25 protein-coding genes, 2 pseudogenes and 1 other annotated feature are annotated in these 22,692 nt (G+C 36.4%); of the genes and pseudogenes, 8 read left to right on the top strand and 19 right to left on the bottom strand.

Features of this window, described 5'->3' with window-relative positions; translation table 11 throughout:
- Positions 1 to 163 precede the first annotated feature (163 nt).
- Positions 164 to 1,576, bottom strand: coding sequence for a tetratricopeptide repeat-containing diguanylate cyclase (locus MKY37_RS13555; RefSeq protein ID WP_340777918.1), 1,413 nt, complete (start codon positions 1,574 to 1,576; stop codon positions 164 to 166).
- A gap of 517 nt (positions 1,577 to 2,093) precedes the next feature.
- Positions 2,094 to 2,346: a binding site (T-box leader), on the top strand.
- 69 nt (positions 2,347 to 2,415) lie between these two features.
- On the opposite strand from MKY37_RS13555, the gene brnQ reads away from it, so the two are divergent.
- Positions 2,416 to 3,738 (top strand): branched-chain amino acid transport system II carrier protein, encoded by a 1,323-nt coding sequence (brnQ, locus tag MKY37_RS13550; protein ID WP_340777916.1) that lies wholly within the window; start codon positions 2,416 to 2,418, stop codon positions 3,736 to 3,738.
- Between the two features lie 63 nt (positions 3,739 to 3,801).
- Here the strand turns inward: brnQ and MKY37_RS13545 are convergent, their stop codons facing one another.
- On the bottom strand, positions 3,802 to 4,044 hold the full coding sequence (locus MKY37_RS13545; protein WP_340777915.1) for a hypothetical protein: 243 nt from the start codon (positions 4,042 to 4,044) through the stop codon (positions 3,802 to 3,804).
- A gap of 286 nt (positions 4,045 to 4,330) precedes the next feature.
- Here MKY37_RS13545 and MKY37_RS13540 point away from each other — a divergent pair, with 286 nt between their 5' ends.
- Genes MKY37_RS13540 through MKY37_RS13530 form a run of 3 tightly spaced genes read left to right on the top strand, consistent with a single transcriptional unit; the run spans position 4,331 to position 5,004 of the window.
- On the top strand, positions 4,331 to 4,558 hold the full coding sequence (locus tag MKY37_RS13540; protein ID WP_340777914.1) for a MarR family transcriptional regulator: 228 nt from the start codon (positions 4,331 to 4,333) through the stop codon (positions 4,556 to 4,558).
- 54 nt (positions 4,559 to 4,612) lie between these two features.
- Positions 4,613 to 4,789 carry a hypothetical protein gene (locus MKY37_RS13535; RefSeq protein ID WP_340777913.1) on the top strand — a complete coding sequence of 59 codons (177 nt, stop codon included), beginning with the start codon at positions 4,613 to 4,615 and terminating at the stop codon, positions 4,787 to 4,789.
- A 41-nt stretch (positions 4,790 to 4,830) separates the two neighbouring features.
- The gene (locus tag MKY37_RS13530; protein WP_340777912.1) at positions 4,831 to 5,004 is read left to right on the top strand and encodes a hypothetical protein; all 174 of its coding nucleotides are present in this window, start codon (positions 4,831 to 4,833) and stop codon (positions 5,002 to 5,004) included.
- Between the two features lie 135 nt (positions 5,005 to 5,139).
- Here the strand turns inward: MKY37_RS13530 and MKY37_RS13525 are convergent, their stop codons facing one another.
- Complete coding sequence (locus MKY37_RS13525; protein WP_340777910.1) at positions 5,140 to 5,727, bottom strand: NAD(P)H-dependent oxidoreductase; 588 nt, start codon at positions 5,725 to 5,727, stop codon at positions 5,140 to 5,142.
- 117 nt (positions 5,728 to 5,844) lie between these two features.
- Here MKY37_RS13525 and MKY37_RS13520 point away from each other — a divergent pair, with 117 nt between their 5' ends.
- On the top strand, positions 5,845 to 6,276 hold the full coding sequence (locus MKY37_RS13520; protein ID WP_340777909.1) for a MarR family winged helix-turn-helix transcriptional regulator: 432 nt from the start codon (positions 5,845 to 5,847) through the stop codon (positions 6,274 to 6,276).
- A 19-nt stretch (positions 6,277 to 6,295) separates the two neighbouring features.
- Here the strand turns inward: MKY37_RS13520 and MKY37_RS13515 are convergent, their stop codons facing one another.
- From MKY37_RS13515 to MKY37_RS13500, 4 genes are all read right to left on the bottom strand, one after another.
- Positions 6,296 to 6,478, bottom strand: coding sequence for a hypothetical protein (locus tag MKY37_RS13515; RefSeq protein WP_340777908.1), 183 nt, complete (start codon positions 6,476 to 6,478; stop codon positions 6,296 to 6,298).
- A 173-nt stretch (positions 6,479 to 6,651) separates the two neighbouring features.
- Complete coding sequence (gene rpsN / locus MKY37_RS13510) at positions 6,652 to 6,921, bottom strand: 30S ribosomal protein S14 (RefSeq protein ID WP_090568730.1); 270 nt, start codon at positions 6,919 to 6,921, stop codon at positions 6,652 to 6,654.
- A gap of 54 nt (positions 6,922 to 6,975) precedes the next feature.
- Positions 6,976 to 7,125: a 50S ribosomal protein L33 gene (gene rpmG, locus MKY37_RS13505; RefSeq protein WP_090568728.1), complete on the bottom strand. Its 150-nt coding sequence runs from the start codon at positions 7,123 to 7,125 to the stop codon at positions 6,976 to 6,978.
- A complete protein-coding gene (locus MKY37_RS13500; RefSeq protein ID WP_340777906.1) occupies positions 7,122 to 8,258 on the bottom strand; it encodes a GTP-binding protein in 1,137 nt (378 codons plus the stop codon). Before MKY37_RS13500 ends, rpmG begins: the two co-directional genes overlap by 4 nt.
- 477 nt (positions 8,259 to 8,735) lie before the next feature.
- On the opposite strand from MKY37_RS13500, the gene MKY37_RS13495 reads away from it, so the two are divergent.
- The gene (locus MKY37_RS13495) at positions 8,736 to 9,479 is read left to right on the top strand and encodes an SDR family NAD(P)-dependent oxidoreductase (protein WP_340777904.1); all 744 of its coding nucleotides are present in this window, start codon (positions 8,736 to 8,738) and stop codon (positions 9,477 to 9,479) included.
- 98 nt (positions 9,480 to 9,577) lie between these two features.
- On the opposite strand, the gene MKY37_RS13490 is transcribed toward MKY37_RS13495, so the two are convergent.
- The 5 genes from MKY37_RS13490 to MKY37_RS13470 form a co-directional block, all read right to left on the bottom strand.
- The gene (locus MKY37_RS13490) at positions 9,578 to 10,612 is read right to left on the bottom strand and encodes a Gfo/Idh/MocA family protein (RefSeq protein WP_340777902.1); all 1,035 of its coding nucleotides are present in this window, start codon (positions 10,610 to 10,612) and stop codon (positions 9,578 to 9,580) included.
- Between the two features lie 10 nt (positions 10,613 to 10,622).
- Positions 10,623 to 11,597: an ABC transporter permease gene (locus MKY37_RS13485; RefSeq protein WP_340777900.1), complete on the bottom strand. Its 975-nt coding sequence runs from the start codon at positions 11,595 to 11,597 to the stop codon at positions 10,623 to 10,625.
- Positions 11,590 to 13,104, bottom strand: a complete 1,515-nt coding sequence (locus MKY37_RS13480; RefSeq protein WP_340777897.1) for a sugar ABC transporter ATP-binding protein — start codon at positions 13,102 to 13,104, stop codon at positions 11,590 to 11,592. Before MKY37_RS13480 ends, MKY37_RS13485 begins: the two co-directional genes overlap by 8 nt.
- A 78-nt stretch (positions 13,105 to 13,182) precedes the next feature.
- Positions 13,183 to 14,154, bottom strand: coding sequence for a substrate-binding domain-containing protein (locus tag MKY37_RS13475; protein ID WP_340777895.1), 972 nt, complete (start codon positions 14,152 to 14,154; stop codon positions 13,183 to 13,185).
- A 117-nt stretch (positions 14,155 to 14,271) separates the two neighbouring features.
- A complete protein-coding gene (locus MKY37_RS13470; RefSeq protein ID WP_340777893.1) occupies positions 14,272 to 15,255 on the bottom strand; it encodes a LacI family DNA-binding transcriptional regulator in 984 nt (327 codons plus the stop codon).
- Between the two features lie 202 nt (positions 15,256 to 15,457).
- Between MKY37_RS13470 and MKY37_RS13465 the strand changes: the two genes are divergently transcribed.
- Positions 15,458 to 16,426: a sugar phosphate isomerase/epimerase family protein gene (locus MKY37_RS13465; RefSeq protein ID WP_340777890.1), complete on the top strand. Its 969-nt coding sequence runs from the start codon at positions 15,458 to 15,460 to the stop codon at positions 16,424 to 16,426.
- A 108-nt stretch (positions 16,427 to 16,534) separates the two neighbouring features.
- Here the strand turns inward: MKY37_RS13465 and MKY37_RS13460 are convergent, their stop codons facing one another.
- Both MKY37_RS13460 and MKY37_RS13455 read right to left on the bottom strand, forming a co-directional pair.
- Positions 16,535 to 16,741, bottom strand: coding sequence for a hypothetical protein (locus MKY37_RS13460; protein WP_340777887.1), 207 nt, complete (start codon positions 16,739 to 16,741; stop codon positions 16,535 to 16,537).
- Between the two features lie 186 nt (positions 16,742 to 16,927).
- Positions 16,928 to 18,034 (bottom strand): HD-GYP domain-containing protein, encoded by a 1,107-nt coding sequence (locus tag MKY37_RS13455; RefSeq protein ID WP_340777884.1) that lies wholly within the window; start codon positions 18,032 to 18,034, stop codon positions 16,928 to 16,930.
- Between the two features lie 280 nt (positions 18,035 to 18,314).
- Between MKY37_RS13455 and MKY37_RS13450 the strand changes: the two are divergent.
- Positions 18,315 to 19,001: pseudogene (locus MKY37_RS13450) on the top strand (glycine betaine ABC transporter substrate-binding protein); the annotation flags it as partial.
- A gap of 95 nt (positions 19,002 to 19,096) precedes the next feature.
- On the opposite strand, the gene MKY37_RS13445 reads toward MKY37_RS13450, so the two are convergent.
- From MKY37_RS13445 to MKY37_RS13425, 5 genes and pseudogenes are all read right to left on the bottom strand, one after another.
- Positions 19,097 to 19,711 (bottom strand): NUDIX hydrolase, encoded by a 615-nt coding sequence (locus tag MKY37_RS13445; RefSeq protein ID WP_340777882.1) that lies wholly within the window; start codon positions 19,709 to 19,711, stop codon positions 19,097 to 19,099.
- Positions 19,712 to 19,832: 121 nt separating this feature from the next.
- Positions 19,833 to 20,021: pseudogene (locus MKY37_RS13440) on the bottom strand (IS5/IS1182 family transposase); the annotation flags it as partial.
- Between the two features lie 317 nt (positions 20,022 to 20,338).
- Entirely contained in the window at positions 20,339 to 21,406 is a 1,068-nt protein-coding gene (rlmN, locus tag MKY37_RS13435; protein ID WP_340777881.1) for a 23S rRNA (adenine(2503)-C(2))-methyltransferase RlmN, read from the bottom strand.
- 129 nt (positions 21,407 to 21,535) lie between these two features.
- Positions 21,536 to 22,174 (bottom strand): PAQR family membrane homeostasis protein TrhA, encoded by a 639-nt coding sequence (gene trhA / locus MKY37_RS13430; protein WP_340777878.1) that lies wholly within the window; start codon positions 22,172 to 22,174, stop codon positions 21,536 to 21,538.
- Between the two features lie 195 nt (positions 22,175 to 22,369).
- Positions 22,370 to 22,570, bottom strand: coding sequence for a cold-shock protein (locus MKY37_RS13425; RefSeq protein ID WP_090568674.1), 201 nt, complete (start codon positions 22,568 to 22,570; stop codon positions 22,370 to 22,372).
- Positions 22,571 to 22,692 lie beyond the last annotated feature (122 nt).

Genomic DNA, 22,692 nt, shown 5'->3' with positions numbered 1-22,692 from the left:
AATTTAAAGGTCATTCCGAGTTCACTTTATCCTGAGCTAACACATTTCATGGTACCCTAAATTTAGATGAATAGAGATCAGAGTATACTAAACAAAAAAAACAAGCCCCTTTTTTAGAAAAAGAAGCTTGTTTTATGAGCTTAAATTTTTGTACTTATATTACCTATACTAAGTTACCTGCATTCACTTGATTCTTCCCATTTTGTTTTGCATTATAGAGGCGCATATCGGCCAAATGGAAAAGCTCGTCAAAGGAATTAGGTGAATCATCTTCTGTCGAAGAAATTCCAAAACTAGCTGCTATTTTTATGGACTGATCATTTCCCACCAATTTCATGTCCGCGATAGTTTCTTTCACTTCATTCGCAAGCATCACTGTCTCTTCTAAAGAATTTCTACCAATTATCACAAATTCATCCCCTCCATAACGCCCAACAACAAAACCAGGTCTCAATGTGCTTTTACACACCCTTCCTACTTCACGAATAACTTTGTCACCCATTAAATGCCCATACATATCATTAACCGTCTTGAATCCGTCCAAATCGAATGCAATACAGCTAATTGTTGATTTTGTTTCTTCTGCAGCAAGGAGCCAACTATTTGCAAGTTCACTTAAGTAACCCCGATTAAATAAACCAGTCAAATAATCCATATTAGCTTTTTTCTGTATCTTAGATAATTGGTGTTTAACATTCAATTTAATAGCCTTATATGCAATTTCTCTCTCATTAATGATATTCAGAAGGTTGATATATTCTTTTTGAACTTGATAAGATAAATGGAAGTCCTCCATTAGTTCACTTAATTTTAAACGCTTTTCTTGAATAGTCTTTAATAAATATACATCCTGGTACGTATCTACAATTTCCTTTGCAGTTGAATAGGCTTGAAAAGATTCCTTATGCGCTTCCTTCTTACTTAGCCAGTCCCCTTTTAACATTTGGAATTGTGCGCGTTCTCGTATAAATGTACCAAACACATTCTTCTTTTCCATTTCATCCATCACTAGTTTCGCATCTTCTAAAAGATTCAAACAAATATACGCATGAGCTATATTAAACATTACCCGTACTTCTAAAACAGGAGTGTTAGGCTCATGTAGCTTTGCAGCAGCTAGTCCTTTTTTGGACTGCTCTAATGCAGTTTCATATTCTTCCAGTTTGATGCACACATGACTATAATTACTATAGGCATTTCTCAAAATATTATATTTCTTTAATTGCTCTGCAAGCTGCATACTTTTATGTAGGGTTTCTTTCGCATTTTCATATTGTTTGTTATATTCATATAACAAAAACAAGATATTATATAATTGCAGATAGTCAGCATCATCACCATGTGCTTGTGTAATTTCTTCATAATGCTCCATACTTGCAAAAGCTTCTTCAATATCTCCAATGGAATAATAAGAAGCAGCCTGATTAATGTGAGCAATAAGTATCGATTTGTGGTCATTATATAATGTCCCGATCTCTAACAACTCACTTGCTTTTTCGATTGTTTCTTGATATTTCCCTTCTGCTCTTAACTGGGTTACTTCCGTCTGCAAACTACTTAACAATTCTTTCGCCATTATCTTGCTCCATTCTCCTCGGACTTCTACATTCAAAACAATTCAAGATTCAATTATTACCAAGTTCTATAAACAGAACTGATTATGTATATATTAAAATTGTGAAAAAGAGAAAATACAAAGGTATTTTAACCCACCCTCAAACTTGTTCATAGTTACTTTTTAACTATCTAATTATAACTTGGAAGTCATCATTTATCCAGTACTTGGAAAGCGAGTGGTAAGCTTCGAAAAACATATTGCTCCACTAGGTATAACTTTCTTATATCAAAAAAATAATTCTCCATCATAAGTGGGAATCGGTTTTTCTCAAATTATTCTTGGGTCCCACTGGGAGTTGTTAAAATCGGTATACTTCATCTCACTCTTTAAGTGCTCCAGATTCTACAATACTTTTTTGCTCTACCTGGTGGAACTACTTCAGTAAGCTATGTTTCCTTCATTGTTACTGACGTGTTTAACACTTTCCCACGTATATTGACAATTCAATTTTCTGTTGGTAAGCTATATATCAAATCCAAATTCGTTGAAGAGAATAAGTACGAATGGTCACTTAATCTGTAGAGAGTCGACGCTTGCTGAAAGTCGATGTTTAAGTCCTTTTCTGAAATCATCTCTGAGAAGCAAAATTGAACTTTTTGTAAATTTTGCCGGTTTATCCTCCGTTACCTTGGGATCACGTATGATAGTACGTTGGCTGAGTGCTGGAATTTTTGTGAAAGACAAATTTCCGGAATTAGGGTGGTATCGCGAGTAGTCTCGTCCCTTTTTATAGGGGCGAGTTTTTTTGTGCCTTTTTTTCACTGAATATGGATCATTATCTCGAGGGAGTGAATGAAATGAGTAAATCTAGAACGCTATTTGTAGGATTAATGTTATTTTCTATGTTTTTTGGGGCAGGAAATCTTATATTCCCCCCATTTTTAGGTGCAAATGCTGGGACAAACTTTCCCCTTGCTATTGCAGGCTTTATCGTTACTGCAGTTGGTCTCCCACTACTTGTACTAACTGCACTTTCTTTTGTTAAAGGCGGGGCTCGTACGCTAGCTGGTCGCATTCATCCTGTATTTGGATTAGTATTTACGGTTATCGTGTATTTATCGATTGGACCGTTTCTAGGTATCCCACGTAATGCAACGCTTGCTTATGAAATGGGTCTTAAACCCTTTATCTCTGATTCTTCCTTTGCTTTATTTGGTTTTACAGCTGTGTTTTTTCTTCTTGTATTTTTAGTTAGTTTAAACCAAAGCAAAATGGTAGACCTTATGGGGAAAATCATTACGCCCCTTTTATTGCTAAGTATGGTCGTGTTAGTCGTAACAGGTTTTATGCAACTAAAAAATGGTTCGTCGGATCCTTCAACACTAGATTATGAACAATCCCCTTTTTTGAAAGGATTTTTGGAAGGTTACAATACGATGGATGCACTTGCTGCGCTTGCGTTTGGAATCGTTATTTTGACTACCTTGAAGCAACAGGGTGTTTCTGAAGGGAAAATGATGCGAAGAGAAATGCTTAAAGCAGGTTTACTAGCTGGATTATTGCTTGCAGTTGTGTATTGTTCTCTTGGGTATATCGGAGTAGAAATGGCGGATTTGGGGTCATATGAAAATGGGAGTGTGCTACTTTCTTCTGCTTCTTTATTGTTATTCGGTCAATGGGGAAATTTGCTGCTAGGAATTATTTTTGTGTTAGCTTGCTTCACAACATGTGTAGGTTTGGTTTCTGCCTGCGGGAATTATTTTCATACGTTATTGCCGAAAGCTAGCTTTAAAAAAATTGCTTTGTTTTTTACATTCATCAGTTTCGGCTTTGCCAACTTCGGACTAAACACAATTTTATCTTTGAGTGTTCCATTTTTAGTAGCAACCTACTCCTTAACAATTGTGTTAATCGGATTATCTTTTTTTCATTCGCTATTTTGTGGTTCTTCTTATGTTTACATCGGGGCAATTACGCTAACTGGAATAGTCGCTGTATATGATGGTCTAAAGGCATTTGGATTCACATTCGGAATCTTTGATACTTATATGAGCTATCTACCATTTGCAGAGTTGGGACTAGGATGGATTATTCCTTCACTTGTAGGAACTGTAATTGGTTATGGATTATTTATAATGAAAAGAAAGCCGTTAAACCTTCAGAAACAAACTTTAGAGTGATGATGCTATGTCATAAGGTTAATCATAAAAGTGGTTGAAAATTTCATTTTAAAAGTAAAAGCATCAGGTTTTATTCATACCTGATGCTTTCTTCGTTTTATCTATTCTGTGATATTCCGATATTTGAGTCACTCGAACTCCCCTAGTATTCAGTTCATGGTATATCCCTCTACTATCTGTAAATGAAATATATTCGTCCCGTTCTTTTTGAATTAACTCTACCGCCTTTTCTTGAGACTCAACATAGATAAACCTTCTAATATAATGCTCTTCATCAAAAAAGTAAGTTACTTTGAATTCTTTCACTTTTATAACTCCTGTTCGTAAATTATAATTCCGAAATTATGAATTTCAATACTTAATCTAATTTCCTACAGTATAACTTAGTTTCCTCTCACATAAACTTCTCTTATTTCTTTAGAAAATATTATTTAATTGTCCAGTGGCAGATCATAAAGTTTTGGTACTTGTTTTTCATAAATTAATCAGTTGAACTGATTATATTTTTAACTGATTAATCTGGGAAGTGAAATTTAGCATGGATAAATGGAATAAATCTTATGGCTTTCTACTTGGAAAGGTTTTGTAGCAAATGGAAATTAAGTTTGCTGTAGGACTCGTCGACTTCAACATTAACGCCAGACAGTATGGAGTACTATTATTTATTGAGGAAAACCCTTACTCCTCACAAAAAGATATCTCCGAAAATCTACAAATCGATCGCACAACTATGGTGAGTCATATCGATCACTTTGAAACCCTAGGATTAGTTGAGAGGGCAAAGAACCAAAATAAATCAACAAGAGAAACAATTGCTTAAAGAATTCCTTGTTAAAGTTTGGAGTTCACTGTAGAAAATAGGAGGATATCAAATATGAACGCACTTGATGATTTTAATGCACGTCTCGAAGCAACTATAGGCCCTATGGATTTTCTGAAATCCAATCAAATAGATCCCAAAAAATACTTTTTAATCGATGTTAGAAATGGTCCTGCCCTTGTAAGAAGTTTAACTATTAAAGATGCGAATGTTATACCGGAACAAGAATAACAAATTGCCTAGGTGAAATACTAAAAGACAAGGAGATTATTGTGTATTGCTGGGATGTCTGGTGCAATACTGCTGCCAAAGTAGCGAAGGTGTTATTAGATAAGGATTATAAAGTTAAAGAGTTGACCGGGGGTATTGCAGCTTGGCAAGAAATGAACTTTCCTGTTAAAGAACTAGCCCAAGATGCTAGAGCAACTGATAATTGCGGATGTTGAGTTATGTTCCAACGAATAAAAGGTACTGAATTTGCTGAACAACTGGTGGATGTTAAAGGAGATTAGAAGGCTCTAATCTCCTTTAATCTTTTTAGATTTTCTCGGTTAAAATAGGAACAAAACGTTTATGGTTTCTTAGTGCTCAATCTTTTTAAAATAATTATAGACCTTCTCTAGCTTTTTCATTTGATTTCCCTTTGGACTTTCCATATTCCCAAACTCAAAGAACTTTACTTTCTTGATACCAACAAAATTAAACAAAGCCCTTTTCATTAGAATTTTGTGGGCATTGTTCAACCAGAGAAATGGATAGTTAGTTGGCCCCTTCATGGTAGACACACATACAACGGACTTTCCTTTCAAAAGCCCTTCTGGGAAAAGTCCCTTCTTATCTTTATAGGCAAAATTGGAAGAAAATAATTGATCTATATATCCCAATAGCATTGCGGGTGGTCTCCCCCACCAAATCGGATATACAAAAACAATCTTGTCAGCCCACATAATTTGTTTCCTATATTTTTCGATACTAGGATCAGTATGCATATCACGTCTTCGCTTTTGCTCGTTAAACACTAGAAGTGGATTAAAGTTCTCTTCATATAAATCTAAAACCTGTAAGTCCTCTATCTTGCGATTTTCATTACTCCCCTTAATAACTTTTTGTAAAAATGTATAGTTTAAGCTGTTGTGGTTTGGATATGTGTAAATTAGCAGCATCTTCATAACGCACCTCTTTATTATCATTTGATAACTAAATAATAGCACGGAAATTTTTAATTATCAAATGATAATTGTTTTTTGACAATATTTTTGTTACCTTATCTATAAGAGGTGAGAGAAATGGACAAAAATGCTCTTTTTTATAAATTAGTATCATTTACATCTTCTGTTCATCAAGTAACACATGAATTAACAAAAAATGCGAAATCAGATTCAATTTCGCAGGTTCAATATAACATTCTTGAGTATATTTCTGTGAGTCAACCTGTGACTCCAAGTGAAATTAACGATTGTCAAAATATGTCTATGCCGAACACGAGTCGCGAGCTAAGTAAGTTAAGTAAGAAAAATTTAATCGAAAAAATAAATGATACCGAAGATCGACGAAAACAATATATTCGTCTTTCGAATGATGGAGAAACCATGATGAACGAAGCTTTTGCAACTATAGAATCTCGTTTTCTAAAGCGAATAGAGAATGCTTCAAAAGAAGATTTAGATGATATTGAGCGTGCAATAGATATTCTTCAGACAAAACTTTTTTATCCATAGGCCATGATTTAAACTTCTCTTATGATAAAGATGCTGCATTTAATAACAATAATTTAAACGAAGGATAAATAAATAGTTTAGTGAAAATGAGATCAGTATAGATCTCATTTTTTGTTCCTCTTCTTCGTTTTCGTATAATCAATCCATTCCACTTTTTTACATCGTTTACTGATGGTACTGTTAAGCTCCAATTTAATTCCATCCATTATGTAACTCCGTTGCTTCCGCTATATCGCCCAAACTATCCTCTGTATCAACAATAAACTTTTAAAGCCGTTTCTTTTCTTCCGGAGGGATTTGGTACTTCGCTTCTCAACAGAAACTCTATTATCCGATCCTCACCTTCGTATTAATAAAAGAATCCCTATAACTTGGTTACCAACTCGCTTTTTTAACTCCAGGGATTTGCCCTTTATGTGCAAGCTCTCGGAAAGCAATACGCGACATATTAAATTTGCGCATATATCCTCGCGGTCTGCCGGTCAATTCACAACGATTTTTCAACCGCGAAGGAGAAGAATCTCTTGGCAACTTGCTTAATGCCCTGTAATCCCCTTTATCTTTCAGTTCTTTACGAAGCTCTGCATAATGGGCTACCATTTTCTGTTGCTTTTTATCTTTAACTACTTTTGATTTTTTCGCCATTTTATCGCCTCCTTTATACCGTAATCATTACGCTTTAAAAATACGTAAAATTTTTTATTTCGTTTCTCGGTGAAGTGTCACCTTCTGAAGTCTCGGACAGTATTTCTTCAATTCAATACGCTCTGGATTGTTTCGTTTGTTTTTGGTCGTTATGTAATTGCGATCGCCTGTCTCCGTGCAGGCCAGTGTGATATTCACTCTCATCTTACTTCCTCCTCTTTAATCTGTATTTCAAATGCGGGTAGTGGATCTGAAAAGCTATTCCAATCCTGTGCATACTCATGTTCTGTTAACTGGCATTGGTCCAAGTCAGCAGTGATTTGTTGCTGGTCCATATCTATTCCGATAAATACTAGTTCTGTCATCTTGATGCCATACTCCATATCCCATTTTCCAGCTCCCTCTATCCCTAGAGATGGCCCTGCTTGAGATAGCAGTACAGCAGTATCATCCCGAGTTGCTAGCCATAAAAATCCTTTAGTCCGTATCACTTCAACTGGCCAATCCATAATCCAATTCATTAAGCGTTCTGGATGAAAAGGTCTTTGACTTCGATAGACAAAAGAGGCAATACCATACTCCTCGGTTTCAGGCACATGTTCTTCGTTTAACTCTTTAATCCACCCCGCTCCTTGACTGGATGTTTCAAAATCGAATAAGCCTGTATTCAATACTTCGTTTAAAGCAAGATTTGCGTTTACTGTCACTATGATTTTCGCATCTGGATTTAAGCTGTTAAGGACAGCTTTTAACTCGCCGATTGTCTCTTCGTCAACTAAATCAGCCTTGTTCAAAATTAATACATTCGCAAATTCAATCTGATCAATAAGTAAATCGGCTATTTCCCGTACATCGTCATGAGTCGCTGCTTCCTTGCGATCTAGCAACGTTTCTCCAGAAGAAAAATCTTGCCAAAACCTATTTGAATCTATGACTGTAACCATAGTGTCTAGTCTACAAAACTTTGATAAATCGATGCCCAGGCTATCATCAATGTAAGTGAATGTCTGAGCTACCGGAACGGGCTCACTAATCCCAGAGGACTCAATTACGATATAATCAATTTCTCCAAGTTGAGCCAACTTCTCCACTTCTACTATCAAGTCCTCCCTAAGTGTGCAGCAAATACACCCATTCTGCATTTCAATCAACTTTTCCTCCGTACGTAAAAAACCACCCTGTTTTACCAAAGAGGCATCAACGTTCACCTCGCTCATATCATTTACGATGACCGCTACTTTAAGCCCTTTACGATTTTGTAAAATATGATTCAGTAGAGTTGTCTTTCCTGAACCCAAATATCCACTTAATATCGTTACCGGTATTCTATTCTCCATTTTTCTCCTAACCATTCAACACAATTGTATTGAATTATAAATAGTAATGATTACGATTTAAATATTATATTGTTTCCAAACAAACTGCAAGTATTATTATTAAGCTGTACTAAATTAGATACCAATACTAGTTCTAAAAAATAGTGCTATCAACTTGTTTAGTATTCTGTAGTCTCAATTTCTCTGCAATTCTAAAACGAAAAACCTTAATTATAATACAGGATGAAGGACTAGGTTGGTGGGTATTATAAGATAGTTCGAGATAGGTCGATAGGTCAATAACCCAAAACCACAAACATCGCTTTACTCACATTATTAATTTGCAAAAGTTCTCGGTATTTCTACATCTTCACCAAGTGCTAATGTTCGTTTAATATTTACCTTATAATTAGGATTCTCTAATTTGAAATATCTTGAAAAGAGGAATACAATTAGATTGTTATTAATTTTTATATAAACTAAATGGAGGGATTTATCATGACTGACTTAAAAGATAAAGTAGCGGTTGTAACAGGAGGAGCTTCTGGTATAGGATTAGCTACTGCAAAAGCTTTTTTAGCAAAAGGAGCAAAAGTTGTTATTGGTGATTACAACGAGGATTCTGGTAAAGCTGTAGAACAACAATTAAAAGATACGTTTGAAAATGTATTATTTGTACGTACAGACGTAGCAGACGAGCAATCTGTTGAAAACCTTGTAAAAACAGCGGTTGATCAATTTGGTCAACTAGATATTATTTTCAACAATGCTGGTATCGGTATACAGAAACCTACACACGAATTAACAGATGAAGAATACAAACGTGTTATCGCCGTAAACCAAGATGGTGTATTTTATGGTATTAAGTATGCACTTCGTGAAATGCTAAAAACTGGGGGCGGTGCAATTATTAATACGTCCTCAATTTTAGGTACAGTTGGGGAACCAACGTCAATCCCATACGCGGCTAGTAAAGGTGCAGTTAACTTAATCACAAAATCAGTTGCATTAGAATATGCTGATCGCAACATTCGCGTAAATGCTGTTGCTCCGGGATTCATCGAATCAGGTTTAGTAAACAAAGAATCATTAGGTGATTTCTATGATGGTTTAGTAGCAAAACATCCAGTGGGTCGTCTTGGTAACCCTGAAGAAATTGCTCACGCAGTTGTCTTCTTAGCAGAAAACGACTTCGTAACTGGTACCACTATTCACGTTGATGGCGGTTATACTGCGAAATAGTTAGGTTCACAAAAAAACATCATCATTATAATATAAAAGCCGTTTTCTGTTCAGTCAGAAAACGGCTTTGTTATTAAATTCAATTTAACCCTTGGACTTTATATCATCACAACCTTATTCGTTTCAGCTGCTTCTATAATACCTAAAATGACTTTTAACGAAGAGAGTGCGTCTTCTCCAGTTACAAGCGGCTGTTCATCAAGTCGAATACATTCGATAAAGGCATCGATTACACCGCTATTTGTTTGATTGTTATTAGTTTGGATATTCTCAAGCTTGTATTGTACCTTTTCCCCATCTTTTGTAATCACTTCTAATTGATATTGATCACTATGGTAAATCTTCAAAATGCCTTTTTCGCAATAGATGATCGTGCTATTATCTTCTTCACCGTAATACGTCCAAGAGAACGCAGCATTACCTAAACGTCCTTTTTTCGTTTTTAAACTACATACGATATTATCGCAAACTTCTATCGGTTCGTTATTTTCATCGACTTTGTCAAGTGCTCCCTTAAAGGCGCTTACATGCTCAATTTCATCATCTAATAAGTAATGCAGTAAATCCACTTTATGGACTCCTAAATCCCCTGCAACACCTAGACCAGAACGCTCCTTTTGAAAGAACCATGTGGAGTTTGATTTATTTATCCCCCATTGTTCTGGCCCCGAGTGACCAAACGTTGTTCTAAAAGTCAGCACTTTACCAAGTTCTTCACTTTTAATAATTTCTTTTGCCTTTTGATGCGCGCGAGTAAATCGCTGATTGTGATCCACCATTAATTTTTTCCCAGATTGCTTTTGGGCATCTACGATTTCTTTTGCATGTTCAATTGTTAGAGAAATTGGTTTTTCACACAGAACATGTTTCCCATTTAATAATGCTTTGGTAGAAAATATATGATGATATTCATTTGAAGAACAATCACTTATTACTTGTATCGTGGGATCTGTTAATAATTCATCCACATTTTGCACTACTGTCCCACCAAACATGACCGATAACGCCTCTGCTCGTTCAGGATTTCTGTCATAAAAAACGATTTCGTCTACGAATGGATTTGTTTTATATTCTGGTGCATGGCGCAATTTAGTAATTGAACCACATCCGATAATTCCTACTTTTATCCCCATTTAATCACTCCTACTCTCTCTTTTGGAATACTACAGCAATAATTATGATTAGACCCTTTACAAAGCCTTGTAGATACGGGGAGACGTTCATTAAGTTCATCATATTATTCAAAATACCTAAGATAAGCACTCCGAAAAGTGTACCAATAATCTTACCACGACCACCTGTCATTCTTGTACCACCTATAATAACGGCAGCAATCGCATCTAATTCATATTGAACTCCAGAGCTTGATGATGAAATAGAATTTAAGCGTGATGTTTCAATGATAGCTGCTATACTTACTAATAATCCTGCTAAACTATACACAGCTATTTTAATACGATCCACCCGAATTGCAGAAAGCATGGCAGCTTTTTCATTACTTCCAAGTGCATACACGTATCTTCCAAAACGTGTCTTGTGCATCAAAATATAAACCAATGCAGTCATAGCAAAGAAAATAATGACAGGATAATCAAATATCCATAGATCACTGTTTGCGATAGCTGTAAAACCCTTCACTTCTCCTGAAACGCTTCCACCTTCGGCAATATATAACGCAATGGAGCGAGCTGCTGCCATCATTCCTAATGTAGCGATAAAGGAGGCAATCCTTCCTTTTGCAACCATTAATCCGTTCAAGAATCCTGCAAAGGAGCCAACGACTAGTGCAGTAAAAATCCCAACAAGTATACTCCCTGACGCATTTAACGCTAAAACTGTGATAACACCGACTAGCGCTAGCACTGATCCGACCGATAAGTCGATTCCACCTGACAGCATAACGACTGTCATACCTAAAGCAACAATTCCGATAATAGAAACTTGCATTAGTATATTTAGTTGGTTATTAATATCTAAAAATCTTGGATTCATAATAGTTGATGCGATAAAAATAATAATGAAAGCAATAATAACGCTATATTCTGACCACAGCCATGCAAGACGACTTTTTGCATTTAAAACTTGCGGACTATATTCTTTTACATTTGTATTAGCCAATTTTTGTGGCCTCCCTTTTCGAGCCGGTTGCATAATTCATAATTTCTTCTTCCGTTGCTTCTTCCCCGTTAAATCGTGCTGTTATTTCTCCTTGGTACATCACATTAATCGTGTGACAAATCCTTATTACCTCTGGTGCCTCTGAGGACAATATAATCACTGATTTTCCTTGTTCAGCTAATGCCACAATTTGTTGATAAATCTCCTGCTTAGCTCCAACGTCAATCCCCTGTGTGGGGTTATCAAAGATAAGTATATCCGCCCCGACTTCAAGCCATTTGGCGATGATGACTTTTTGCTGATTTCCACCACTTAGCTTATCGATCGTAATACGTGGGTTGTGTACTTTGATGTTCAATAGTTCTTTATAATACTGAAACTTTTCTGTCTCGACATTATTTTGTATAAATCCCGATTTCTCAAAATTTCCTATGGATGACAAGCTCATATTATGGATTACACTTAAGTCTTTAATAATCGCATTTTCCTTGCGATCCTTTGGAACAAGACCTATCCCTGCTTCCACCGCTTTTCGAGGGTGATCTATTTTTATGAGCTGACCATTGATTTTTATTTCACCAGTGTATTTTTTTCGGTATCCAAATAAGCTTTCAAAAAGCTCTGTTCTACCGTCCCCTGCTAGACCAGTAAAGCCTACTATTTCCCCCTTTTTCACTTTAAAATGAATGTTCTTAAACAATCCTAAGCTTGTTAAATTATTCACTTCTAACAATACTGGTCCAAATGAATGCTCATGTACGAAACGGGTTTGAGATATTGATTTGCCAACCATTAGCTTAGTGATTGTATCTAGATCTTCTTGCTCTACATTTCCACTTTTAATCATTTCTCCGTCACGTAATACGGTATAACGGTCGCATACTTCTTTAATTTCCTTCAGTTTGTGGGATATATAAATAATGGAGATGCCTGATTTCTTTAAGTTCTTCATCAATTCAAATAATCGATTCACTTCATGCTCAGCTAATGAGGTTGTAGGTTCATCCATAATAATAACGGTCGATTTATGAAGCAGTGCCTTGGATATTTCTATCAGTTGTTTGTAGGAGGTTGCTAGATTTCTTACGTATTCCTTTGGGTCGATGTCCACACCGAGCTTAGCTAAAATTTCATGTGTTTGCTGGCACATCTCTTCTACTTTTAAAAAGCCCACTTTGTTTCGAAGTTCGGAACCTAAAAACATATTTTCATACACTTTGAGATCAGTTACCATGTTTAGTTCTTGATGGATAAAGCTAATCCCTTGCTCCTGCGATATTCTTGGATTGGTCATTTTGACTTCTTTATCGTTTATGTAAATAGAGCCATTATCAGGCTGATGAACCCCCCCTAGAATATTCATTAAAGTGGATTTACCGGCACCATTTTCACCTAACAAAGCATGAATCTCTCCTTTTTCAATCTGAAGAGTCACATTCTTTAATACAGGTACACCATTAAATGACTTCTTAATGTTCTTCATTGTTATATAAGAATTTTTAGTCATGGTATTTATCCCTCCTAATATAGGAAAAGAGGAAATACAACAACTGTTTACACAACCATTGTATTTCCTAATATTCATTTAGAATTTAGATTCCGGATCATAGAACTCATCTACGTTATCTTTTGTTACTTGAGTAGCTTCTTTTACGACCATAGATTCTTCTGGTTCATTTCCTTTTGCGATATCCGCCGCAATTTTCACTGCATCTTCTACCATCGTTGGTGAGTAAAGGAATGTAGCTGTTATAAATCCATCTGCTTTGATATCTTCGAATATCGCTTTACCACCACCAGCACCTGTTACAAATTGAATATCTGTACGATTTGCTTCTTTAATGGCTTGTATAACACCAAGTGCCATTCCATCATCCTGTGTAAATACTGCATCTATTTGTGGATGTGCTTGTAAAATGTTTTCCATCACTTCTAGCGATTTTTCAGTAGAAAAGTCACCACTCTGTGAAGCAATTATTTCCATTCCTTCTGCACTTTCCATCGCTTCTTTAAAACCTGATCCGCGTTGCTCTGTAACTGAACTCGGCGGTCCGGAAATTTCCACAACTTTTCCTTTTCCATTTAACTTTTCTACAAAATATTTACCAGCATTTACTCCGATACCTTCATTATCCCCTTTTACAACAACCGTAGCTGCATCATTTTCAAGCTCACGGTCCACTATTATTAAAGGAATTCCTGCATCTTTAATCTTTTGTCCTACAGGTGAAAGTGCTGCCGATTCAATTGGAAGCATGACAATAACATCCACACCCTGTGCGATTAAATCATCTACATCGTTTGCTTGCTTATTTGGGTCAGCGGCATTTGTCATCACATATTCAATGCCATCACTTTCTTTAAGTGCTTTCGCTTGCTTTTCAGCACTATCAATTAATGCGCCCATCCATCCATGTGTTGCTGAAGGTAAAGAAATACCGATTTTTAGAGTATCGTCTTCTTTTCCATTTGCAGAATTCGTATCATCACTACATGCCACCAAACTAAAGACTGTTACTAAAGATAAACATAAGATTAGAAACTTCTTCAACACCATTCCCCCTTTGTTTTTATAAAAAGCTCCCCTTTTGTAATCGATTACATGTGAAACTAAGGGCAACGCTCTATTATTAATCCCCTTTAATAACAGAGCGCCAACCTTAGTTATATATCCTCACGTAGACTCTCGAAGAACTAGTTCATGATTCAATATGACACTATCCACATTATTTCCTTTGATCTTATCGATTAACATTTCCGCCGCCACAGTACCCATCTTATACATTGGCTGCGCAATCGTAGTGAGCGTTGGATTTGTCATACTAGAAAAATCAATTTTGTCAAAACCTACTACCGCTACATCATTCGGTACATGCAAACCAGATGCATTTATCTCTTTGAGTGATCCGATTGCTAAAAGATCCGATACCGCAAATATAGCTGTCGGGCGATCCTGTATTGCTAATATCTTTTTCACAGCCTGCTGTCCATACTCAAATCCTAGATGCTTTGTATAAATAATATAATCATCGTTCAAAGGTATACCATGCTCTTCTAATGCTCGTTGGTAACCCATTTCCCTCTGTCTCGCATATAAAAACTTCTCATCAGAATTCATTAGGGCTATTTTTTTATGACCAATTTGTATTAAATGCTTGACCGCCCGATAAGAGGCTTCTTCATTATCTATCGACACGTAAGGAATCCCACTATCGAGGTTATACTCACTACATTGAATGATGGAATACTTTTCTGCTAGCTCTTTTAATGTTTCAATATTAACCGCTGGATCCATTGAAATAATTCCATCAGCCATCTTTTTCCTAACAAGGTCAAAGTAAATATTTTCTTTTTCCGGATTCGAATCGGTTTCACATAGCAGGATATTGTAATTCTGACTAAGTGCAACATGTTCAATTCCTTTAATAACTTCTAAATAGAAAGGGTTGGAAATGCTCGGAATTAATATTAAAAAAATTCTACTTTCTGAATTTCTTAGATTTCTTCCTAACATACTAGGCTCATAATTTAAATGCTTTATAGCCTCTTCTACTTTAATTCGTGTTTTCGACGAAACTGTATTTTGTCCGTTTAGTACCCTTGATACTGTAGCTACAGATACCCCTGCTTGTTTAGCCACCTGCTGGATGTTTGTCATCTTCGTAGTCTCGCTTTCTATGATTCCATTTTAATATAAAATGAAATCGTTTACATTTACATCTTATTATATTCCGAATTATGCGTCAATATTTATTTTTCATTAGAAAAAACTATTGATTTACTTGAATATTTTATATATGTTAGTAATGTAACGGTTTACATTACAGTATATTCTGATAAATATATAGGAGGTTATTTCTTTGAAATTAGGTGTTTTTACGGTACTCTTCTCCGATAAGAGTTTTGAAGATATGTTAAGCTATGTTTCTTCTAAAGGTATAGAAGCAATTGAGTTGGGAACTGGGGGATATCCCGGCGATGCTCACTGTAAACTGGATGAATTGTTAAATGATGATACGAAATTGGAGGGCTTTAAGCAAAAGATCAGTGATTATGGATTAATCATCAGCGCACTAAGCTGCCATGCAAACCCACTGCATCCACAGAAAAAAATTGCAGAGCCTGCTGATGAGTTATTTATAAAAACAATGCACCTTGCATCAAAACTTGGCGTGTCCGTAGTAAATACATTTTCGGGCTGCCCGGGAGATCATGAAAATGCCCTTTATCCCAACTGGCCAGTAGCCCCTTGGCCACATGATTTCCAGGAAATATTAAAATGGCAATGGGAAGAAAAACTTATACCATACTGGAAAGAAAAAAATGATTTAGCACAGTCACTTAACGTAAAGATCGGATTAGAACTGCATGGAGGATTCTCTGTACATACTCCTGCTACACTATTGCGATTAAGAGAAGCTTGTGGACCTATGATTGGTGCTAACCTTGACCCTAGCCATATGTGGTGGCAAGGTATCGACCCAATTGAAGCCATTAAAATACTTGGACGTGAGAATGCCATCCATCATTTTCATGCAAAGGATACAATTATCGATCAGCAAAATATGAATCGAAACGGACTTACGGATATGACCGACTACGCCAATATGCGTGATCGTGCATGGTATTTTAGATCTGTTGGTTTTGGACACGATCAAAAAACATGGGCAGACATGATTAGTATGCTACGATTATATGGCTATGATTATGTAGTTAGTATTGAACATGAGGATGGATTGATGTCGATCGAAGAGGGATTCACGAAAGCAGTCGAAAATTTAAAACCGATTATTGTGAAAGATTCGATCAGCCAGATGTGGTGGACGTAATCGTCATAAACGAGAACCAGGTTCTAACACAATTTTAATTTCAGCTAGAACCTGGCACTCTAATTAACTAGAATTCACATAGGAAATTTCCTCTAAAAAAACGATTTCTTATTTGAAATCGTTTTTAAAATTTTTATCTGCTTTAATGCCTTTTGCTAAATAAATTATTAACGTCACTGTTCCTGAAACGGCAATGAGTAAGCTGATCAAGAAGCCTGTAATCCATAGACCAAAATCCATTGTTAAGTCTGCAAACATAAAAATAGCGAGCATAATCGCTCCTATAAACATTAGCACTGCTCCGGTTATTTTCAATGGTAAACCTCCTCTTGCTGTAACACGAAGAATTTATACTTCTTCTCATCTTACCGAACTTACGAAAGATCTAGCAAGCAATTAACAACTAGTCGTACCATTTCGATAACATATTTCATAAACGGGTACCAGGTTCTACCAAAATTCTAATTTCAATAAGTACCCGTTGCCCTTAATAAGAAACATTTAGATCAAAGCATCGGCCATTACAATCTCAAGCATCAGGTTTTCCCTTGCTCCTAAATCAATTTCATATGGGGACACCTTTTCATTTTCTTCACTTTTTATAATTCGAATCTCCGGACGACCAACTGCCTGGTAGTTATATTTTGAAACGATACCTGTACGCCCATCATTTAATCTAACCGTTAGGCCTGGTGGATAAATTGCGATACAATCTCTAAACAAGTTAACTTGATGCATGTCGAACTGCGTACCACTCCCAGCATACAAAATCTCGAGTCCTTGATGTGGCATCACTGCCGGCTTAAAGGCTCTTGGGTTTGTTACTGTATCAAACACATCTGCAACACTGATGATTTTGGCATATTTATGAATTTCATCACCTCTTAACCCCCTAGGATAGCCTGTACCATCGATTCGTTCATGATGCTGCAATGCACAATGAGCAACAGGTAATGGTATTTCATGTATTTTTCGTAGTATCTCAAAACCTTGTTCACAATGCTGTTTAACCAAAGCATTTTCCTCTTTTGTTAATTCACTTGGTTTATTTAATATTTCTAGTGGAACTTGCACTTTCCCTAAATCATGTAGTATGGCTCCCAATCCGATTTCTTCCACATTTTTAAGAGGTAATCCATTTGCAAGTGCAAGCTGACACGCATATATAGAAACATTCAATGAATGATTGAATACATAGTTTTCATGTATTTTTGTTGAAGCCAATAGATTCAATGCATTTTTATTGTCTGTGAGCAATGCCACTATATCTTTAAAGACTTTTTGAAAACTCCTTATAGTTCTACTTGATTTCATCATTCCTTGAAGATTTGAGTTAGACTGACTTAAATCCATTAATGTTTGAAATCCTTCCGTAATTGTATGTAGAGTTTCCATACGTAGCGCTTCTGGAATAGACTCGACAATATCTATTCCTTCCGATACTTCATCATCTATGTATAAAGTTGTAACATTATATTTCTTTAATCTAGGGATGAGGCGGTCTATTAGTTCTACTCCCTTAGCTAACAGAATTTTACCATTGTTATTCATTATTGGCTTACCCAATTTCATACCTGGCTTCCACTTATCTATTTTTACTAATCGCATAGTCCAATCTCCCCTCTTTAAGTACAATGAGTCAATTGTACTTACAAGATATAAAATACAAATACTAAAGGTTATATTTTTATATAGTTCCATTATATTACACTCTGCGATAAATAAGAATAACAAACGGGTATCTAGACCTAAAAAAATATTTTAGGCACGGTCCTTAAATTGGGTGTAAAGGACCACACTCTCACATAATTCCAAGTTCTATTGAAATTTACCTCTTGAAAAACTGTATCTATTTGGAAGTCCCTTTGCTTAACTAGGTGGCTCTAACGTCGTTTGGACTGCCATGCACAACGGAAAAATTGACGTTATTCCAGATTATACTGGCACTATCGTTATTAACTATTATCATGAATCTACTGGTAATGCGGATGAAACGCTAGCGAAAACAAAAGAGTTAGTTTCAGCTGATGGTATCACCGCTCTAGAATCCTTTGGGTTTAATAATACGTATACATTAGCTCTTGATGAAGATGAAGCTGAGTTGTTGGGAGTAAAAACATTTAGTGACTTCACGAAGGTATCAGATGACTTTATACTTGGCATAGTATTTGAATTTATCGATCGTCCAGATGGATTACCAGGGTTTCAAAAAGAATACGATCTCCAATTCAAAGATGTAAAAGGAATGGATCGTGGGATTATGTATCTCTCCATCAATGCTAAAGAAGTAGAAGTTATTAAATCTTATACAACAGATGGTCAGCTTCAAATGTATTATCTACTTGTGTTAGAAGACGATAAGGGCTATTTCCTACCCTATCATGCTCTTCCCCTTGTTCGTACAGAAATATTAGAACAGTACCCTGAAATTGGAGATGTGCTTCTAGAATTAGCTGGTAAAATAGATGAAACAGCGATGCAAGAAATGAATGCAAGAGTGGATAATGAGGGACAGATGGTTGAACTTGTGGCTAAAGAATTCCTTCAGGAAGCTGAATTTATTAGTAAAGATTAGATATGTTGAAAAACCGATTTCCTTTTGGGAATCGGTTTTTGTATGTGCCCTATGTAACACACAATTTGGAGTAATGTCCTATATAGGGCAGGGTATTATTTTATCGTCTCTACAAAATGCTTCAACACCCTAGCCGTCAGACCCCAAATCGTATATTTCTCATAGTCATAAAACCATTCTTCAATCGCTCGAGGTCTCCATTGGTATTTGTCACCGTTGAATATTTTATCATATGGAAAGTCCATAGGCGGCATCGGTTGGACAGAGACAGTGTGCATATAGGGCTCATGGCTCAAAAGCCAGCTAACTGGGATAGTGAATACCGCTTCGACCTCTTCTTTGTTAAAGGTTTTGATGTGGTGATGGTCGAGAGTAGCAACAAATGGATAAACAACAAAGGACGGAGAAGCTATATATGCACTCATCTGTCCTAGAACTTGAATACATGCTGGATCAACACCTAGCTCTTCGTGGGTCTCTCGTATTGCCGCTTCCATTGGAGATGAATCTGTGGGGTCGATTCGACCACCTGGAAAACTGATATCTCCTGGTTGCTTCCTCATCGTTAATGAGCGCACCTCGAATAGGACATGCCATTCATCATCCACTTGCACTAGCGGTATTAAAACAGCAAAACGTAGCGCTGTGTCCTCTCCTATAAAAAGCGGTTGCTTATAATGTAGGTCCTTTTTCAGCTTATCCAAAAACACAGAATCTCCCCCAACAGTAAGTTTGTTCTATTATCGTATCATTAAAATTGCTGTCCATGAAATAAATGACATCTTTCGCCAAATAAAGATAAGGTTTCTCTTTTCCCCACTCAAAGCGAAGCATCAAATAAAGTAGAAAAAAGCGAGGATGATACGATGGACAACCTGTATGATGAATGAAAGGAGCGAAAGCTTCATTTGGAATACTTTCGACTAAATGGTGGATGGAAAAGGCAATATCATTTTTTTGTAATTTCACTTCTAAATCTAGCGGTAAAATGAGTTGATTCATGTTATAATTTTTAAACATAAGGACACTTTAACAGATGATGTCCTTTTTTGTTGCCTGAAATTATGTAGAGATTAACTGAATATAGAAGAAATATTAGTTGTGCGGAGTGAAGGCGGCGACTCCCAGGGGACAAGCGCGTGGGAGAGACTACTGGCTCGACCCGTGCCCCCAGGAAAGCGTCCGCCGTAACGGAGAACAACGGCTACGAAGTAGACATAAAAATAAAGCAGTTCAAATTTTACTCATCGTAAAATTTGAACTGCTTTTAATTTTGAGGTGGGTTTTGTCCCAGCCTCACTTTTTATTACGGTAAAGTTATAGTTAGGTTTTAATAATTAACCCACTTTTTCCTTTTTAAGCTGTTTACTTCTTAACTGACCACAGGCTGCATCAATGTCTGTTCCATGTTCTTGGCGAATTTTGCAATTGACGCCTCTCTTTTTAAGCGTGTCATAGAAAGATAAAACTGATTCCTGCTCACTTCTCTGGTATTGACTATGTTCATCAACAGGATTATATGGGATTAAGTTCACATACAGTTGGTCCTTAATATCATAAAGTAGATCGGCAAGCTCCTCAGCTACCTCTTTCGTATCATTTACGTCCTTCAGTAAAATATATTCAATCGTAATTCTACGGTTGTTTTTTGCTAAATAATATTTTAGAGATTCCATTAGTTTTTCAATTGGCATTGCACGATTTATCTTCATAATTCTAGTGCGCAGCTCATTATTAGGTGCATGTAAGGATATCGCTAGATTTACTGGGATCCTCGTATCAGTGAATTCATAGATCTTATTAACAATTCCACTCGTTGAAACAGTAATTTTCCTAGCTGCTATTGCCAGCCCTTTATGATCGATAACTACGTTTAAAAAGTCTAACAGATTTGTAAAATTATCAAATGGCTCTCCAATTCCCATCACGACAATATGACTTACCATGTCTTTTTGTTCCAATTGATCGAGATGCAATTGGATATTCATAATCTGTTCGACGATTTCCCCACTTGATAAATCACGACTTTTTGCGAGTAAGCCACTTGCACAAAAACTACAGCCGATATTACAGCCCACTTGAGTTGTCACACAAACGGAAATGCCGTATTTATGTCTCATCATAACCGTTTCGATCAGGTTTCCATCCTGCAATCTAAACAAAAACTTCATCGTCCCATCGGCCGCTTCCTGCTTTATATGTTCCGTTAACGTTTGTATTGTATAGTGGTCTTGCAATAATTGAATACATTCTTCATGTACGTCTGTCATGTCTGCGAAATTCGTGACACGTTTTCTATATAGCCAATCCCAAACCTGCAGTGCTCGAGACTTTTTGTGACCATGCTCATGAAGCCACTCTATCAATTGATGTAATGTTAATCCATATATAGATTTTTTGTTCATATCTATCCTCTTCTCTTCATACTAACTTTAAAGCAATCTGCTGCTAGTTCTAGTACCAGACATTTAAACTTTATTATAGCATTTGATGGAACAACTCTCTACAAACCCATTGTTTAAACGCTTCCTACTTTATGGTAGCAACGTCATGACAGCAAAGAAATGCAGGATAGACGCTGCGAGCACAAATACATGCCAGACTGCGTGATGATATGTAAACCCACGCCACACGTAGAAAACTGCTCCGATTGTATACAAGATACCCCCAATTGCTAGCAGTATGAGTCCTTGAGATGATACATTCTCTAAAAGAGGTTTCCATCCAAATACCATTAACCAGCCCATCACAACGTATAACAATGTGGAAGTATGTAAGAATCTTTTCACAAAAAACGCTTTAAACACGGTCCCCGCAATCGCAAGCCCCCATACGATACCGAACAAAGTCCATCCTAATGGTCCTTTAATAGCGAGGAATAAGAACGGTGTATATGTTCCAGCGATAAAAAAGTATATAGCCGAGTGATCCATAATCTCAAAGAAATCTTTTAAGCGTCCTGCTGGAAACCCGTGGACCAGTGTGGAAGACAAATATAAAAGGACCATCGACGAACCAAACAATGTAAAACTTACAACATGCCAAGCTGTTCCATGTATTACGGAAGTTACGATTAATATTACAAGAGCTGCTATACTAAGCATAGCACCAATCCCATGAATAGTTGCATTAGCTATTTCTTCACGTTTGGAAAATATATGTGTATTGCTCATCTTTTGCTCATCCCATTCTGATATTCTCTATGTATAATATTATCACTTTGGTCCAATAAAAGCTGACATCATGAGTTTGTCAGGCGTACCATATCCAAAATTCACCGTAAAACATTCCTAATTTAAGGTAATAAAAAAAGACACCCTCAGAAAGGATGCCTCTTTTGCTAACTATGTTTAATTAATCCCGAAGAATTAAAGTTTTACAATGTTAACTGCTTGTGGTCCACGTTGACCATCTTCAACGTCAAATTCAACTTTTTGACCTTCGTCAAGAGATTTGAATCCTTCGCCTTGGATTGCTGAGAAATGAGCGAATACGTCGTTTCCGCCTTCAACCTCGATAAATCCAAAACCTTTTTCTGCGTTAAACCATTTTACTGTACCTTGTGTCATGTAAAAAACCTCCATTTATGGTGAATAAAAAATTCACATATTACAAAAAGCTACCGAAGACTCACGATTACCTTTTGTAATATGTGAATTCATTGTTTCTATCTAAGCAATTTAATTATTAT

The organism is Psychrobacillus sp. FSL K6-2836, from assembly GCF_038003085.1.
Classification (GTDB): domain Bacteria; phylum Bacillota; class Bacilli; order Bacillales_A; family Planococcaceae; genus Psychrobacillus.
The sequence above is the reverse complement of the archived record's forward strand: the minus strand, read 5'-3'. Positions and strand labels throughout refer to the sequence as shown.